Raw genomic sequence first — 15153 nt, 5'->3', positions numbered from 1 at the left:
GTCGAGAGGCCCGAATTTTCCTTGGTGCAACGCAAAGGGAGATTTGGACCATGAACATCCACCTCACCAAAAGCCAGATCGGGCTGGACGGCGTTCCCGCGGCCGAGACCGTGCTGAGCCATGTCGACGGCGAGCGCGGCGAATTGATCATCGCCGGCGAGCATGTCGGCCGCCTCGCCGCTCTCTCGAGCTTTGAGGGCGTCACCGCCCGGCTCTGGAACGGCGCCAGCAAGACCACCCTCACCGAAGCCAATGTGCGGGCGAGCCTCGGCCTTGCGCGCGAGCGCGCCTTCGCGCGGCTGCCGGACCTCATGCCGGCAACGCGCGGCATGGGCGTTGTCGACGGGTTTCGCGCGGCGGTCGCGGGGCTGCGCGCGGAGAACGGGCTGGAGCACGAGGCGACGATCGTCGGCGCGTTTCCAGTGATCGCAGGCGCGCTGGTCCGGCGCGCCAAGGGGCTCGAGCCGGTCACGCCGGATCCCAATGTCAGCCATGCTGCCGATACGCTTCGGATGTTGCACGGGCGCGCACCTGAAACACGCGAAGTCACCGCGCTCGATGCCTATCTCGTCACCGCCAGCGACCACGGCATGAACGCCTCGACCTTCACCGCGCGCGTGGTGGCCTCGACGCAAGCCGATCTGTTTGCCGCGGTGACCGCGGGCTATTGCGCGCTCACGGGCCCGCTGCATGGCGGCGCGCCTGAGCCGGTGCTGGAAATGCTGGACGCGATCGGCTCGCGCGAGCGCATCCAGCCCTGGGTGGATGCGGCGCTGGCCCGCGGCGAACGGATGATGGGCTTTGGCCACCGCGTCTACCGCGTGCGCGATCCGCGCGCCGATGTGCTCAAGACCGCAGTCGAGGCGCTGGCGTCCAACGGCACCGATTTGCCCTTCGCCGGCGAGGTCGAGGCCTACATCCGCGCCGCCTTGCGCAAGAAGAATCCGGAGCGGCCGCTGGAAACCAATGTCGAGTTCTTCACCGCCATCCTGCTCGATGCGCTCGCGATCCCGAGGCAGGCGTTCACGCCGATCTTCGCAGTGGCGCGCGCCGCAGGCTGGACCGCGCATGCGCGCGAGCAGCAGCGGACAGGGCGGTTGATCCGGCCGAGCTCGTCGTATGTGGGGGCGATGCCGGAGGGGTAGGCGACGAGCGCGCGGAAAGAGGCGCGACGGCGGAGTCAATCACTCCGCTGTCGTCCCTGCGAACGCAGGGACCCATACCGCGTGATTTATCGATAAGAGGCGGGTGGAAATACTGCGCGAAGACTTCGTCACGACGAGTCTTCGCCAAATGTTGCCCTGGGGTTATGGGTCCCTGCGTTCGCAGGGACGACAACGAGGGTGTGGCGCCGGGGTGCCTGGCACCTACACAGCGCGCGCAAAGGCCCTACCCCTCGCGCACCACCGTCTTCAGATAATTATACGCCTTGATGATCTCGATCAGACGATCTTCCGTCGAGCGGTCGCCGCCGTTGGCGTCGGGGTGGTGCTGCTTGACCAGCGCCTTGTACTTGGTCTTGACGTCGGCGAGCGTGGAATCGGGGCCGAGGCCCATGACCTGGAGCGCCTTGCGCTCGGCGTTCATCACCTTGCGCGTCTCGGCCTTGGGCTGAGCGTCCGGGCCCTTCCGCCAGCCGGCGCGGCCGTTGATCTCACTGAACATGCTGAACGGATCGGCCGCCATGTCGATCTCGGCTTCCGCACCCTTCTTGCCGCCATTGGCGCCCATCTTCCAGGTCGGGCGGTGGCCGGTCAGCGCGTCCTTCTGGTAGCGCGCGACGGCATCGGCATTCATGCCGGAGAAGAAATTGTAGTTCTGGTTGTACTCGCGCACATGGTTCAGGCAGAAGTGCCAGTACTCGCGCTGGTTCTCACGGCCCTTCGGCGCGCGATGCGCGCCCTTGTTCTGGCATCCGGCCCATTCGCAACCGACCGCGGTGTCGCGCGGCTTCACTTCCGGCTGCTTGCCCCGCGGCTTGACGCGGATGGAGTCGAAGAACTTTGATGAATCGATCGGCATGGCTGACTTTGACTACGCAATGCAAAAACCTTCAAGTCTTGACATTGCAATTCGCTGCAAACCCGGCAAATAACGGGTGTGATCTCTGCACCCGAATGGCACAACATGGCTATGCGCGACACTATCAGCAACAAGTTGCAGGAAGCTTTCACGCCGGAAAGCCTGCAAGTCGTCGACGAGTCACATTTGCACGAAGGCCATGCCGGCCATCGGCCCGGCGGTGAGACGCACTTCCGCGTTTATATTGTATCTGATGCCTTCCAAGGGAAGAGCCGGGTCGAGCGCCACCGCATGATAAATTCGGCGCTGGCCGCGGAACTCTCCGGCAGCGTGCACGCGCTGGCGATCCAGGCGAAGGCGCCGGGGGAAGGCTGACTTCGCTTACCCTCCCCTGGAGGGGGAGGGTACGAAAATCAGAACGACGTCCCCGCCCGTCTCGGCTTGGCTTCTTCCAGCTCCGCCTCGCGCGCTACCGGTGAAATACGGAGCGCGGTGATACGGTTGCGCTCGCGGCGCAGGACGCGGAAGCGGAAGCCGTGGAACGTGAAGCTCTGGCCGCGGTCGGGGATCGAGCGCGCCTCGTGAATGACGAGACCCGCCACCGTCGTTGCCTCTTCGTCGGGCAGATGCCAGTCCAGCGCACGGTTGAGATCGCGGATCGGCACCGAGCCGTCGACCACGACGGAGCCGTCGGGCTGGCGCCTTACGCCGGCGACCACCACGTCGTGCTCGTCGGAGATGTCGCCGACGATCTCCTCCAAAATGTCTTCCAGCGTCACGAGGCCTTCAACCTCGCCATACTCGTCGACGACGAGCGCGAAATGGGTCTTGCGGCGACGGAACGCCTTGAGCTGCTGGGATATTGGCCGCATTTCCGGCACGAACCAGGGCGGCAGCATGATGGTGGTGACGTCGATGCGCGAGGTATCACCTTCCGAGACGCGGATGGCCCGCAACAGATCCTTGGCGTGCAGGATGCCGATGATGTTCTCCGACTTGTCGCGCCACAGCGGAATGCGGGTGTATTCGGTGGCCAGCACCTCCCGCACCAGCTCTTCCGGCGGCAGGTCGGCATTGATCATCACCATGGCGGTGCGGTGAACCATCACGTCGGACACGGTGAGCTCGCCGAGGCGGAAGACGTTGTGAATGTATTCGGCCTCGCCGCTCTCGATCTTGCCGTGCACCGCGGATTCCTCGACCAGGCCCTCGATCTCGGAATCCGTCAGGATCTCGTGCTGCGAAAACTCCTGGACGCCGATCAGACGCAGGATCGCGCCCGACGCCGTGTTGAGACACCAGCTCAGCGGATAGAACACAAGGTAGGAGGCATGAAGCGGATAGGCGATCCACTGCGACACCGGCATCGGCTCCCTGATTGCAAGCGTCTTCGGCACCTGCTCGCCGATGATGATGTGCAGGGAGGAGAAAACCAGGAACCCCGCCACGAACGAGGTGAAGTGCAGCGTGGCCTCCGATAGTCCGAGCGGCTGGAGGATCGGGCTCAGCAGCGCAGACACGGTCGGCTCGCCGATCCAGCCAAGACCGAGCGAGGCCATGGTGATGCCGAGCTGGCAGCAGGCGAGATAGGATTCGATGTTTCCCATCATGGTCTGCAACAGGCGCGCGCCGAAGCGGTTCTGCTCGACCATGGCCTTGACGCGGAAGCCGCGGCTCTTCACGAGCGCAAATTCGGCTGCCACGTAAAACGCGTTGGCGGCGAGCAGGAGGACCGCAAGCAGCAGATTGATCGAGATCGAACTCATGTTTGCCTCGCGACCGCCTTGATCATCCGCGCTTCATTGCGGGCGGCCGATCCAGACGATCCCGCCATCACTGCGATAATTTCGACTTCAGGAAGTCCCGCACCGGGGCCGGTTCGACATCCTTCGCGATCACCGCGCGCCCGACGGCCTCCAGCAGGATGAAGGTGAGCTTGCCGCGCGTGACCTTCTTGTCCTGCGCCATCAGGGCCATCAGCGCGTCGGCATCGGCAAGCCCTTCCTGCGAAAAGCCCGCGATATCCTGCAGGCGCGTCGGCAGGCCGGCTTCGATCAGATGCCGCTCGATGCGCGACGCATCGGCTTCGCCGATCATGCCGAGCTTCGCCGAGAACTGCGCCGCCAGCGTCATGCCGATGGCAACGCCCTCGCCGTGGAACAGGCGGTCGGAGAACCCGGTCGCAGCTTCCAGCGCGTGGCCAAAGGTATGGCCGAGATTGAGCAGCGCCCGCTCGCCGGTCTCGCGCTCGTCGCGCGAGACGACGCCGGCCTTGGCGCGGCACGAGGTCGCGATCGCATGCTCGCGCGCCGAGCCGCCCTTGAAGATGTCGGAATGGTTCTTCTCCAGCCAGGTGAAAAAGGCCTCGTCGCCGAGCACGCCGTATTTGGCGACCTCGGCATAACCGGCGCGGAACTGCCGCGGCGACAGCGTGTCGAGCACGGCGGTGTCGGCGACGACGAGCACCGGCTGGTGGAACGCGCCGAGCAAATTCTTGCCCTGCGGCGAGTTGATGCCGGTCTTGCCGCCGACGGATGAATCGACCTGCGCCAGCAGCGAGGTCGGCACCTGCACGAAATCGACACCGCGGCGCAGGATCGCGGCGGCAAAGCCGGCGAGATCGCCGACGACGCCGCCACCGAGCGCGATGACGAGGTCGTTGCGCTCGATCTTGGCGGCGATCAGGGCTTCGCTGACTTTTTCGAGGCCGGCATAGGTCTTGGAGATCTCGCCTTCCTCGACGACGACGCGCGAGGTCGGGATGCCGCTGGCGGCAAGCGAGGCCTCGGCGGGCTCGAGCCAGTGCTTGGCCACCGTGCGATCCGTCACGATCGCCGTGCGCACGCCGGGACGCAAGGCGGCGACCCGTTCACCGAGCGAGGACAGCACCCCGCGGCCGATGACGATGTCATAGGCGCGATTCCCCAGCGCGACGTCGACGTTGACAGGGTCGGAATGTTTCAACGGCGCAGTCATCGTAAGGCACTCGCAACGTCGGCAGGTGGTTGGGTGGCTTGCTCACCACAGAGATGCGCGCGCAGCGCCTCGATGGTCTCCTCGACTATCTTGTCGTGCGGCACGTCGCGCGAGGCGATGGTGAGATCGGCATGGCCGTAGACCGGCTCGCGCTCGGTGAGCAGGCGCGTCACGGTTCCCTCGGGGTCGGCGGTCTGGAGCAGCGGGCGGTCGGCACGGCGCCGCACCCGGCGCATGATGACGTCGTGGTCCGCCTTGAGCCAGATCGAAACCGCCTTCGCCGCGATGCGCGCGCGGGTCTCCTCGCGCATGAAGGCGCCGCCGCCGGTCGCCAGCACCACCGGCCCGCTGTCGAGCAGCCGCGCGATCACCCGCGCCTCGCCGTCACGGAAATACGGCTCGCCATGGCGCTCGAAGATCTCCGGGATGGTCATCTGGGCCGAGGTCTCGATCTCGGTGTCGGCATCGACGAAGGGCAGCTTGAGCCTGCTGGCCATGCGGCGGCCGATGGTGGATTTGCCCACCCCCATCATACCGACGAGCACGATCGCGCGCGCCCCGAGCGCCGACAGGATGTCGGCTTCGGGCGAAGCTGGTATCGGCAACGCGGCGTCGGGCATGGATATCGCTCTGGATCTCGCTCTGGATCTCGCTCTGGATTCTCGCTCTATCTGCCGCCAAAGGCGGCATGCTTTGGCCACCTATACGACCCCGCAGGGGGCCTCGCCAGTGGACTCTTGCCACGAAACGGCGAACATGTTGGATGATTTCATTGGTTAATTTGCCCGCCAAGTCCCTGAACGCCAAGTCCGTGAACACCAAGTCCCCGACAGAGACCCCAGAACGATGCCCAGCCTGTTCCGCTTCCTGACGGTCGTCGCCGTGATCGCCGGCATCGTCTATGGCGTGGTCTTCGCACTGGCCAATTTCGTCAGCCCCAAGTCGCGGGAAATGACGGTGACGATCCCGCCGGACAAGTTTCTCAAGAAATAGGAGCTAGCCTCCCGGGCATGCGCACCCAGCCCTCAGATGCCAAGCTCACCGGCCTGTTCCTCGACATGCTCGCGGCGGAACAGGGCGCCGGCCCCAACACGCTCGACGCCTATCGCCGCGACCTCACCGATTTCTCGGAATTCCTCGGCCGGGTCGGCCACAGCTTTGCCGACGCCGAGACGCAAAATTTGCGCGACTATCTCGCCGATCTCGATGCCCGCGGCTTCAAATCCACCAGCGTCGCGCGCCGGCTGTCGGCGATGCGGCATCTCTATCGCTTCCTGCTCAACGAACGCATCCGAGCTGAGGATCCCGCCGCGATCCTGTCCGGTCCCAAGCGCGGCCGCGGCCTGCCAAAGGTGCTGTCGATTTCGGACGTGGACCGCATGCTTCGCCGCGCCAAGGAATTGAGCGAGGCGGAGGATGCTTCGCCCGCAAAGCGGCTGCGCTCTTTAAGGCTCTATTGCCTGCTCGAGGTGCTCTACGCCACCGGCCTGCGCGTGTCCGAGCTGGTGGCGCTACCGCGCTCAGCGGCCAAGCGCGACGCCCGCATGATCGTGGTGCGCGGGAAGGGCAACAAGGAACGCCTGGTGCCGCTCAACGAGGCCTCGCGCCTGGCGATGGCGGACTACCTCGCCGCGACGGAAGCCGCGAAGACGGAGAAGAAGAAAGACAGCCTCGCCGCTTCCAAGTGGCTGTTCCCCTCGTTCGGGGAGAGCGGACATCTGACGCGCCAGCATTTTGCCCGCGACCTCAAGGAGCTCGCGGTCGCCTCGGGGCTTCAGGCGCGGCTGGTCTCCCCGCACGTGCTGCGACATGCCTTTGCCAGCCACCTCCTGCACAATGGTGCCGATTTGCGCATCGTGCAGACCCTGCTCGGCCACACCGACATCTCGACGACGCAGATCTACACCCATGTGGTGGAGGAGCGGCTGAAGAGCCTGGTGCGCGACCTGCACCCGCTGGCGGAGAAGTAAAACAGGTCTCGTGCCCCGGACGCGGCGCAGCGTCCCGGCGATGCGCCGCATCGTCCGGTACGGTGCGCCGCAGAGCCGGGGCCCATGCCGCTTGCTGGGTCCCGGCTCTGCGCAGCAGCGCCGTAGCGTGTCGAAGACGCGCGTGAACGCGCTTTTGGAAGCGCTGCAGCGCGTCCGGGACACGAGAGCTCGGCCGGGGCAACAGCCGAAACCGCCTTGACTTCGACCACATCTCCGCAGAAAGAGCCGGGGCCTTCGCATGATTTGACAGGCCGGCCCGCAGCACACAGGTCAACTCATTGAAGAAGCTACACTTCTTATCCTTGGTCTAAATCCGCTTCGCCGCCTCGCCCCGTTCTCCCTATATTGAGTTGATGCAAGACCAGATGCGCAGCTATCTCGACTTCGAAAAGCCCGTCGCCGAGCTCGACTCCAAGGTCGACGAGCTCAGGACGCTGGCGGCCTCCGGCACCGACATCTCCGATGAGATCGGGCGGATCGAGGACAAGGCGGCGCAGGCGCTGGCCGACCTCTATCAGAACCTGACGCCGTGGCAGAAGACGCTGGTCGCGCGGCATCCGCAGCGGCCGCATTTCAACGATTTCATCAAGGGCCTGATCACCGAATTCACCCCGCTCGCCGGCGACCGCAAGTTCGGCGAGGACGAGGCTTTGGTCGCCGGCTTCGGCCGTTTCCGCGGCGAGGCCATCTGCGTGATGGGTCAGGAAAAGGGCGATTCCACCGAGAGCCGCATCAAGCACAATTTCGGCATGGCGCGCCCCGAGGGCTATCGCAAATGCGTGCGGCTGATGGAGATGGCCGAGCGGTTCGGCCTGCCGGTGCTGTCGCTCGCCGATTCCGCCGGCGCCTATCCCGGCATCGGCGCCGAGGAGCGGGGACAAGCCGAAGCGATCGCGCGCTCGACCGATGCCTGCATGGCCCTGACCGTGCCGAACGTCGCCATCATCACCGGCGAGGGCATGTCGGGCGGCGCCATTGCGATTACCACCGCCAACAAGGTCCTGATGCTGGAGCACGCGATCTACAGCGTGATCTCGCCGGAAGCGGCGTCCTCGATCCTCTGGCGCGACGGCACCAAGGCCCAGGAAGCCGCCAACAACATGAAGATCACCGCCCAGGACATGCTCCGCTTCGGGGTGATCGACAGCATTTTGAAGGAGCCGGTCGGCGGCGCCCACCGCGACCCCGCCGCCATGATCGCCACCACCGGTGACGCCATCGCCAAGGCCTTCGACGAGCTCCGCGGCCTGGATGGGGATGCCATCCGCAAGCAGCGCCGGCAGAAATTCCTCGATATCGGACGGAAACTGGGCTGATTCGAGCGGGTTTTGGTGTCCCGGACGCGGTGCGGCACGAAGTGACGCTCCGCAGAGCCGGGACCCAGGAAGCTCCACAGTACAGCCGCAGCCTGGGCCCCGGCTCAGCAGCGCACCGCCAAGGGGCGCTGCGCTGCGTCCGGGGCACGAGAGACCACCCCCGGTAACCGCCCGTTAACCCTTTTTTTGCCCAAATCAGCGATCTGAGTCCCAGTCGGGCCGAAAAGCCCAAGTTCCGTCCCAACTCGCGTCCATTCAGTCTTCGTTGACCATGCCGATGGGCCAACGGGCTCGTGATCCCCGCTCGGGTTGCGACCACATGACCCAGAGGTTAGAATTTTAATCAATGGCTTCAGGGCATCAGCGCTGGGGCGTGAGCTGAAAAAGCCCGTCACGACGGGTCCGGTTCTCCGGTCGGATCATGCTCCATCAGAATTGGGGTTCGCGCTCTCTGCCCGGCACGGTGTGGGGTCCATCTTGATTTCTCGTTCGCTTGCTCGCGCGCTCTTGGCTTCGGTTGCGCTGATGACGGCCAGCGTCCTGCTGGCCGGCTGCGATACCGATCAGGTCTCGCTCGCGACCAACGCCAAGGCCAACCAGCCGGTGCCGCCGAAGCTTCTCGCCGCGATGGTCGAGAAGGACATGGATCTGCAATCGCCAATCCTGGTCCGCCTGTTCAAGCAGGAGGCCGAGCTCGAGGTCTGGAAGCAGGCCCGCAACGGCCAGTTCGCACTGCTCAAGACCTATCCGATCTGCCGCTGGTCGGGCGACTTAGGTCCGAAGGTGCGCGAAGGTGACCGCCAGGCGCCGGAGGGATTCTACTCGATCAACCCGAGCCAGATGAATCCGCAATCGGCCTATTACCTCTCGTTCAACACCGGCTACCCCAACGCGTTCGACAAGGCGCTCGGCCGCACCGGCTCGCAGCTGATGGTGCATGGCGACTGTTCTTCGCGCGGCTGCTACGCGATGACCGACGAGCAGATCGCGGAGATCTATTCGCTCGGGCGCGAATCCTTCTTCGGCGGCCAGAAGGCGTTTCAGCTGCAGGCCTATCCGTTCAAGATGACGCCGGTGAACATGGCCAAGCACCGGAACAATCCGAACATGCCGTTCTGGAAGATGATCAAGGAAGGCTATGATCATTTCGAGGTGACGCGGCAGGAGCCGAAGGTCGATTTCTGCGAGAAGAAGTACGTCTTCGACGCGGCGAAGCCCGCGGACGCAAAGCGCGATCCGGTGTTCGACGCCTCGGCAAAGTGCCCGGCCTATGTGATTCCCGACGACGTCGTCGCCGCCGTGCGGGGCAAGCAAGCCAAGGACGAGGCGGAATACGCCAAGCTGGTCGCCAAGGGCACGCCGGTGGCGCGTATGAACACCGGCATCGACGGCGGCATGAACAAGATCTTTGCCGCAAAAATTCCGGAAGGCTCGACCGGCCTGTCCGAGGGTGCCGAAGGCACCACGCTGCAAATGCTGGCGATGGCCAAGGCGCCGGGCACCATCCCCGGCCACGTCAATCCGCCCAAGCCGAACCTCGACAGCGTGGCGTCCGCGCCTGCGCCGCAGGAAGAGCCGGTCGTCGCCGTCAGCGCACCCGCGCCCAGCGCCCGCGTCGCCACGGCCGCGCCGACGACCGAGAAATCCGGCGGCTTCTTCTCCAACCTCGGCCGCAAGATGGGCATGGGCTCATCCGACACCACGGCCACCACCCCGCCGCCGCAAGCCACGGCATCCGTGGCCCCGGCCACCACGACCACGACGCCGCCGACCGCCGCGTCGCGGCTCAAGGCCGCCGTGACCCGCTTCGTGCCGGGGCATGACAAGTCCAAGGATGCGGCGAAGGATGCGCCGAAGCCGGCTGCGACCGTGGCGACCAAGCCTGCCGAACCGGCAAAACAGCCCGACACCCGCCTCGCCGCAACGCGCCCGGCGCTGAAGCCGTCGGTGGCGGATGGTGCGACTGAAGCGACGCAGATCATGGGCGCCGCGCCGGTGGTGTCGTCGAACTCGTTCGACAGCCGCTTTGGGGCGGTGAAGTAGGTCGGGCGGCTTTCGCTCTCTCCTCTCATTCAGCCGTCATCGCCCCGCGAAGGCGGGCGATCCTGTATTACAGAGGCGTTGGTCATTGAACCGAGAAGCCGCGGCGTACTGGATGCCCCGGTCAAGCCGGGGCATGACAGTGAAATTGGCGCGAGAGCATCGACCCTCCGCTGCGCAACGTCCTACGGCGCCAGATACCGCATCAGCTCCGGATTGCCCCGCACCTCGCCCGCCTCGCCCTGCAGCGCGACCCGGCCGCGGTCCAGCACGTAGGCGTAGTCGGCGACGCGGAGTGCGAGGTCGAGGTGCTGCTCGACGATGATGACGGCGATTGTCTTCGCAAGCTCGATCAGGCGTTCGGTGATCTCCTCGATGACGCCGATCCAGACGCCTTCGGTCGGCTCGTCCAGCAGCAGCAGCTTTGGATCGCCCAGCATCGCGCGGCCGATCGCCAGCATCTTGCGCTCGCCGCCTGACAGCGTGCCGGCGGGCTGGTCGAGGCGCTGGCCGAGTTTCGGGAAGATGGTCAGCACCTGGTCGACCGCGTCTGCCTTCTTGCTCGCGAGCGAGCCGACGGCAAGATTGTCGCGCACCGACAGACGCGCGAACACCGAATGCTCCTGCGGCACGTAGCCGATGCCGGCGCGGACGCGCTCCTGGGTGGCGCGGCGGCTGATGTCGCGGCCGTCGAAGGCGACCTCGCCCTTCCACGCCGGCAGCTCGCCGACGATGGTTTTCATCAGCGTGGTCTTGCCGGCGCCGTTGCGCCCGAGCACGGCGACGCCGCCGCGCCAGGGAATGCCGAGGGTGACGTCGAACAGCACCTGGCTGCGGCCATAGCCGGCATCGAGATGTCTAATGTCCAAAAATTCAGGCACGGCGCAGATAAATCTCCTGGACGGCTTTGTTGGCCTGGATCTCCGACACCGTGCCTGACGCCAGCACCTTGCCCTGGTCGAGCACGGTAAGGCGATCGCAGATGTCGCGGATGAAATCGAGGTCGTGCTCGACGATGACGAGCGAGCAATGCTGCTTGATCGGCTGCAGCAATTCGCCGGTGACGCGGCGCTCCTCCAGGCTCATGCCGCCGGTCGGCTCGTCGAGCAGCAGCAATTTCGGCTTGCCGGCGAGCGCCATCGCGATCTCCAGCCATTGCTGCTGGCCGTGCGACAGCGCCGCTGCGGCCTCGAAGGCGCGGTTGGCAAGGCGGAATTGCCTCAGCATGGTCATGACCTGATCGTGCAGCGCACCCCTAGTGCGCGAGAATACGAGGTCGACCAGCGAAGACTGCGCCTGCAGCGCGAGCAGGATGTTGTCGTACAGCGTCAGTGACGGCAGCACGGATGTGATCTGGAATTTCAGGCTCATGCCGGCACGGGCGCGTTCGGTCGGCGTGAAGGCGGTGATGTCGGTGTTGACGAACGACACCTTCCCTTGCGTTGGCACCTCGGCGCCGGCGATGCACTTCATCAGCGTGCTCTTGCCGGAGCCGTTCGGGCCGATCAGGCCGTGGAACTCGTTGGCACCGACGGTGAGCGCGGCGCCGTCGAGCGCGGTGAGCTTGCCGAAGATTTTCGTGATGCCGGCGGCTTCAAGGAGCATCGCGATTCTCCTTGAGGTTTTCTTTGGCCCTGGCACCGAAGCTGCCGACCCGCTCGCGCTCGCCGAGGACGAAGCTGATCAGGCCGAGCGGGCGGAACAGGATGACGAGCAGCAGCAGCAAGCCCAGAATGATCGGCCAGATATCGCGATAATTGTCCGAGAGCCAGAAGCTGACGCCCTCGACGATGACGGCCCCGATGACGGCGCCGATCAGGGTACCGGAGCCGCCGAATAGCACATAGAGCACCACCTGCGTCGAGACGACGACGCCGACCATGTTGGGCCAGACGAAACCTTCGTGGAAGGCATAGAGGCTGCCGGCAAGCCCGGCAACGCCGCCGCCGATGGTGAAGATGATCGCCTTCAGGTGCTGCGCCTTGTAGCCGAAGAAGGCGATGCGCTGCTCGTTCTCGCGCAGGCCCGCGAGCGCGAGGCCGAACTGCGAACGCACCAGGAAGCGGCAGAGCAGATAGACCACGACGAGGATGCCGAGCACGAGATAATAGAAGGCCGGCCCTTCCGTGAACTCGTAAGTCCCGAGCGACATCGGCGCAATCGAGGGGATGCCGTTCTGGCCGCCGAGATAATACCAGCCGCGCGCCAGGCGATCGGCGGCGTAGGAGCCGGTCAGCGTACCGAGCGAGACGAAGATCACGCTGGATGGGTGCCGGCCCAGCAGCAGGAAGCCGCCGAGCAGCAGCGCGAAGGTGAGGCCGATGACGGTGCCCGCCGGCAGCACCAGGAAAATGTTGGTGATATCGAGGTCGCGCGCGAGCAGCGCCACGCCATAGCCTGCCGAGCCGAAGAACAGGGCCTGGCCGAAACTCATAATGCCGGCATAGCCCCAGACCAGATCGAACGACAGCGCGAACAGCGCGAGGATGATCACGCGCGTCGCAAACACCGTGAGATAGTCCTGCAGCACCAGCGGCGCGAGCAGCGCCGCGACCACCACGACGCCCTCGACGATCGGCAGCACTTTTCGCGCCGACGCTCGTTCCGTCGTCCCGCCGCTATCCACGGCGACGTCCGCCTCCCCGCCGATCTCGGCGGGGATCGCCTGCTTCACTGCGCCCATCGACTTCAGCATTCCACTTCAGCATTCCTTGGGATCGACGAGGCCGTTGCTGCGCCCGACGATCTCGTAGTTTCCGCCCTTGGCGACCGCGGTGTACATCTTCATCTTGCAGTGCCGCTTGCCCGGCACCATCTCGGCAGGCCCGCCCGGACCTTCGGCGATCTTGGCGTGGTCGAGCGCCGCCGCGACCGACTCCCGGTCGACCTTGCCGGCTTCCTTGACCGCGGCTTCCCACAGCTTCAGGCCGCGATAGGTGCCGGTGGCGGCACTGCCGGCGGCGAACAGGAAGTTGCCCGGAAAATCCTTCTCGTAAGCCGCCTGGATTTTGGCGTCGAACGGGTTCTCCTTGGTCAGCACCTTGAAATAGTCGAGGCAGCTGGCGAGTCCCTCGATCTCCGCGGCCTGATTGATGTTGAGCGTGTTCTCGTCATAGTAGACGCAGGCGAGCCGTCCGCCGTTCTTGAGGAAGCCGGCTTCATAGAGCTGCTTGAAGAACGGGCCGACGCCGGGCGGGATGACGGTGTTGAAGACCACGTCGACCTTGTTGGAAATGATGCGGTTGACGGTCGCGGAGAAGTCGACCTGGTCGAGCGGATAGTATTCCTCGAACACGACCTCGCCGCCATTCGCCTCGATCACCTTGCGCGCGTAGACGTTGAGCGTGTGCGGCCAGACGTAATTGGCGCTCGGCAGCGCGAATTTCTTGCCGCCGTTCTTGATCAGCCAGGGGATGAACTCGTCGCATTGCTGCGCCGGCGTCGGGCCGGTGCAGAACAGATAGGGCGTGCACTCCTTGCCCTCGTAGAGCTGCGGATAGATGTAGAGCGTCTTGCCGCGCGCCACGATGGGGTCCTTGATCGCGTTGCGCATCGAGGAGGTGATACCGCCCAGGACCATGTCGACCTTGTCGCGCTGGATCAGCTTGCGGACGTTGCCGACGGCGACGGATTCGTTGGAGGCGGTGTCCTCGATGTAGAGCTCGAGCGGACGGCCGAGCAGGCCGCCGCCGGCGTTGATCTCCTTGATCACCATTTTGGCGACGTTGGCATCGGCGTTGCCGGCATAGGCGATCGGGCCGGTGAGATCGGTCGCGATGCCGACCTTGATCGGTGCTTCGGCGGCATTGGCCCAAGGCGCCGGGATCACCCAGCTTCCGACCCCGGTTGCGACCGCGCCGGAGGCAAAGGCGAGATTGGAGAGGAAGCGGCGACGTGAGAGCTGAGTGCGATCGAACATGACTAAACCCCTTTTCCAGCGATGAGGCCCTGCGGGCGGAATTTGATGAAGACAATGGCGAGCACGAAGACGAGGACGTCGGCGACGACGGGCGCCATCACCCAGGGCAGCGCGGCGCTGAGCGTGCCGATGACACCGGCGCCCGCGACCGGCCCGATGAAGGAGCCGACACCCCCGACCATCACCGCGACGAAACCCTGGATCAGGAAGCGCAGGCCGAGATCGGCGTAGAGGCTGAACACCGGCACGATCAGCGCACCGGCAAGGCCGGCGAGCGCGGAGCCGAATGCGAAGGTGGCACCGTACATCAGGGGCGTGGAAATGCCCGAGGCCCGCGCCAGCGATGGATTCTCGAGCGTGGCGCGCATGCGCAGGCCAAAGTTGGTGCGCGACAGCAGGAGATAGCAGCCGGCCATCACCAGGAGCGTGATGACGATGATGGTGAAGCGCCAGGCCGAGATGTGCATGGCGCCGATATCGATCGAACCGCCGATCGGCTCGGGCACGGTGAGATAGAAGCCGCCGATCAGCCCGCGCACGGATTCGCGGATGATCAGGCCGAGCGCGTAGGTGCCGAGCATCGCGACGATCGGCGCGGCGTAGAAGCGGCGGATGATCAACGCCTCCAGCACGAAGCCGAGCGCGCCGACGACGAAGGGCGCCGCGACCATGCCGGCCCAGATCGGCAGGCCCTTGGCGTAGGCGAGATAGGTGATATAGGCCCCGAGCAGGACGAACTCGCCCTGCGCGAAGTTGAAGATGCCCATCATGCTGGCGATGATCCCGAGCCCCAGCACGATCAGGACGATGATCGCGCCAAAGCTCAGTATCTCGAACGCTGCGACGAACGCGTTAGCCATGCGTGGCGTTTCCGTCGAGCTGCATCAGG

The 15153-nt window shown here is 65.3% G+C and carries 15 protein-coding genes; 6 read left to right on the top strand and 9 right to left on the bottom strand.

Features of this window, described 5'->3' with window-relative positions; all coding sequences use genetic code 11:
- Positions 1–50: 50 nt before the first annotated feature.
- Positions 51–1145: a citrate synthase/methylcitrate synthase gene (locus RAD04_RS30515; RefSeq protein WP_461626764.1), complete on the top strand. Its 1095-nt coding sequence runs from the start codon at positions 51–53 to the stop codon at positions 1143–1145.
- Positions 1146–1389: 244 nt separating this feature from the next.
- Here RAD04_RS30515 and RAD04_RS30510 read toward each other — a convergent pair whose 3' ends face one another.
- Positions 1390–2022: a J domain-containing protein gene (locus RAD04_RS30510; protein ID WP_461626763.1), complete on the bottom strand. Its 633-nt coding sequence runs from the start codon at positions 2020–2022 to the stop codon at positions 1390–1392.
- A 105-nt stretch (positions 2023–2127) separates the two neighbouring features.
- On the opposite strand from RAD04_RS30510, the gene RAD04_RS30505 reads away from it, so the two are divergent.
- Positions 2128–2397, top strand: a complete 270-nt coding sequence (locus RAD04_RS30505; protein ID WP_461626762.1) for a BolA family protein — start codon at positions 2128–2130, stop codon at positions 2395–2397.
- Between the two features lie 38 nt (positions 2398–2435).
- Here RAD04_RS30505 and RAD04_RS30500 read toward each other — a convergent pair whose 3' ends face one another.
- From RAD04_RS30500 to RAD04_RS30490, 3 genes are all read right to left on the bottom strand, one after another.
- Positions 2436–3788, bottom strand: a complete 1353-nt coding sequence (locus RAD04_RS30500; protein ID WP_461626761.1) for a hemolysin family protein — start codon at positions 3786–3788, stop codon at positions 2436–2438.
- Between the two features lie 67 nt (positions 3789–3855).
- The gene (gene aroB / locus RAD04_RS30495) at positions 3856–4998 is read right to left on the bottom strand and encodes a 3-dehydroquinate synthase (protein WP_461626760.1); all 1143 of its coding nucleotides are present in this window, start codon (positions 4996–4998) and stop codon (positions 3856–3858) included.
- Positions 4995–5618: a shikimate kinase gene (locus RAD04_RS30490; RefSeq protein WP_461626759.1), complete on the bottom strand. Its 624-nt coding sequence runs from the start codon at positions 5616–5618 to the stop codon at positions 4995–4997. Before RAD04_RS30490 ends, aroB begins: the two co-directional genes overlap by 4 nt.
- A gap of 226 nt (positions 5619–5844) precedes the next feature.
- On the opposite strand from RAD04_RS30490, the gene RAD04_RS30485 reads away from it, so the two are divergent.
- From RAD04_RS30485 to RAD04_RS30470, 4 genes are all read left to right on the top strand, one after another.
- Positions 5845–5991 (top strand): hypothetical protein, encoded by a 147-nt coding sequence (locus tag RAD04_RS30485; RefSeq protein ID WP_014439243.1) that lies wholly within the window; start codon positions 5845–5847, stop codon positions 5989–5991.
- Between the two features lie 17 nt (positions 5992–6008).
- Positions 6009–6968, top strand: a complete 960-nt coding sequence (gene xerD, locus RAD04_RS30480; RefSeq protein WP_461626758.1) for a site-specific tyrosine recombinase XerD — start codon at positions 6009–6011, stop codon at positions 6966–6968.
- 374 nt (positions 6969–7342) lie between these two features.
- Complete coding sequence (locus RAD04_RS30475; protein WP_018320570.1) at positions 7343–8305, top strand: acetyl-CoA carboxylase carboxyltransferase subunit alpha; 963 nt, start codon at positions 7343–7345, stop codon at positions 8303–8305.
- Positions 8306–8830: 525 nt separating this feature from the next.
- Positions 8831–10348 (top strand): L,D-transpeptidase family protein, encoded by a 1518-nt coding sequence (locus RAD04_RS30470; RefSeq protein ID WP_461626757.1) that lies wholly within the window; start codon positions 8831–8833, stop codon positions 10346–10348.
- Positions 10349–10530: 182 nt separating this feature from the next.
- Here the strand turns inward: RAD04_RS30470 and RAD04_RS30465 are convergent, their stop codons facing one another.
- From RAD04_RS30465 to RAD04_RS30445, 5 genes are read right to left on the bottom strand one after another with little or no spacing between them, the layout of a single operon-like run.
- Positions 10531–11226 (bottom strand): branched-chain amino acid ABC transporter ATP-binding protein, encoded by a 696-nt coding sequence (locus RAD04_RS30465; protein ID WP_461626756.1) that lies wholly within the window; start codon positions 11224–11226, stop codon positions 10531–10533.
- Positions 11219–11950, bottom strand: coding sequence for an ABC transporter ATP-binding protein (locus RAD04_RS30460; RefSeq protein ID WP_461626755.1), 732 nt, complete (start codon positions 11948–11950; stop codon positions 11219–11221). The genes RAD04_RS30465 and RAD04_RS30460 overlap by 8 nt, the downstream gene beginning before the upstream one ends.
- Positions 11940–13040, bottom strand: coding sequence for a branched-chain amino acid ABC transporter permease (locus RAD04_RS30455; RefSeq protein WP_461626754.1), 1101 nt, complete (start codon positions 13038–13040; stop codon positions 11940–11942). The genes RAD04_RS30460 and RAD04_RS30455 overlap by 11 nt, the downstream gene beginning before the upstream one ends.
- A gap of 6 nt (positions 13041–13046) precedes the next feature.
- Positions 13047–14264 carry a substrate-binding protein gene (locus RAD04_RS30450; RefSeq protein WP_461626753.1) on the bottom strand — a complete coding sequence of 406 codons (1218 nt, stop codon included), beginning with the start codon at positions 14262–14264 and terminating at the stop codon, positions 13047–13049.
- 2 nt (positions 14265–14266) lie between these two features.
- Complete coding sequence (locus RAD04_RS30445; RefSeq protein WP_028141883.1) at positions 14267–15124, bottom strand: branched-chain amino acid ABC transporter permease; 858 nt, start codon at positions 15122–15124, stop codon at positions 14267–14269.
- Positions 15125–15153: the final 29 nt, after the last annotated feature.

The sequence above is a fragment of the Bradyrhizobium sp. 25ACV genome (assembly GCF_054863005.1).
The sequence above is the reverse complement of the archived record's forward strand: the minus strand, read 5'-3'. Positions and strand labels throughout refer to the sequence as shown.

Excerpts from the sequence above, each read along its gene's own strand:
- RAD04_RS30515 (WP_461626764.1), top strand. The coding sequence starts at position 51 with ATGAACATCCACCTCACCAAAAGCCAGATCGGGCTGGACGGCGTTCCC.
- RAD04_RS30510 (WP_461626763.1), bottom strand. The coding sequence starts at position 2,022 with ATGCCGATCGATTCATCAAAGTTCTTCGACTCCATCCGCGTCAAGCCG.
- RAD04_RS30505 (WP_461626762.1), top strand. The coding sequence starts at position 2,128 with ATGGCTATGCGCGACACTATCAGCAACAAGTTGCAGGAAGCTTTCACG.
- RAD04_RS30500 (WP_461626761.1), bottom strand. The coding sequence starts at position 3,788 with ATGAGTTCGATCTCGATCAATCTGCTGCTTGCGGTCCTCCTGCTCGCC.
- aroB (WP_461626760.1), bottom strand. The coding sequence starts at position 4,998 with ATGACTGCGCCGTTGAAACATTCCGACCCTGTCAACGTCGACGTCGCG.
- RAD04_RS30490 (WP_461626759.1), bottom strand. The coding sequence starts at position 5,618 with ATGCCCGACGCCGCGTTGCCGATACCAGCTTCGCCCGAAGCCGACATC.
- RAD04_RS30485 (WP_014439243.1), top strand. The coding sequence starts at position 5,845 with ATGCCCAGCCTGTTCCGCTTCCTGACGGTCGTCGCCGTGATCGCCGGC.
- xerD (WP_461626758.1), top strand. The coding sequence starts at position 6,009 with ATGCGCACCCAGCCCTCAGATGCCAAGCTCACCGGCCTGTTCCTCGAC.
- RAD04_RS30475 (WP_018320570.1), top strand. The coding sequence starts at position 7,343 with ATGCAAGACCAGATGCGCAGCTATCTCGACTTCGAAAAGCCCGTCGCC.
- RAD04_RS30470 (WP_461626757.1), top strand. The coding sequence starts at position 8,831 with ATGACGGCCAGCGTCCTGCTGGCCGGCTGCGATACCGATCAGGTCTCG.
- RAD04_RS30460 (WP_461626755.1), bottom strand. The coding sequence starts at position 11,950 with ATGCTCCTTGAAGCCGCCGGCATCACGAAAATCTTCGGCAAGCTCACC.
- RAD04_RS30455 (WP_461626754.1), bottom strand. The coding sequence starts at position 13,040 with ATGCTGAAGTCGATGGGCGCAGTGAAGCAGGCGATCCCCGCCGAGATC.
- RAD04_RS30450 (WP_461626753.1), bottom strand. The coding sequence starts at position 14,264 with ATGTTCGATCGCACTCAGCTCTCACGTCGCCGCTTCCTCTCCAATCTC.
- RAD04_RS30445 (WP_028141883.1), bottom strand. The coding sequence starts at position 15,124 with ATGGCTAACGCGTTCGTCGCAGCGTTCGAGATACTGAGCTTTGGCGCG.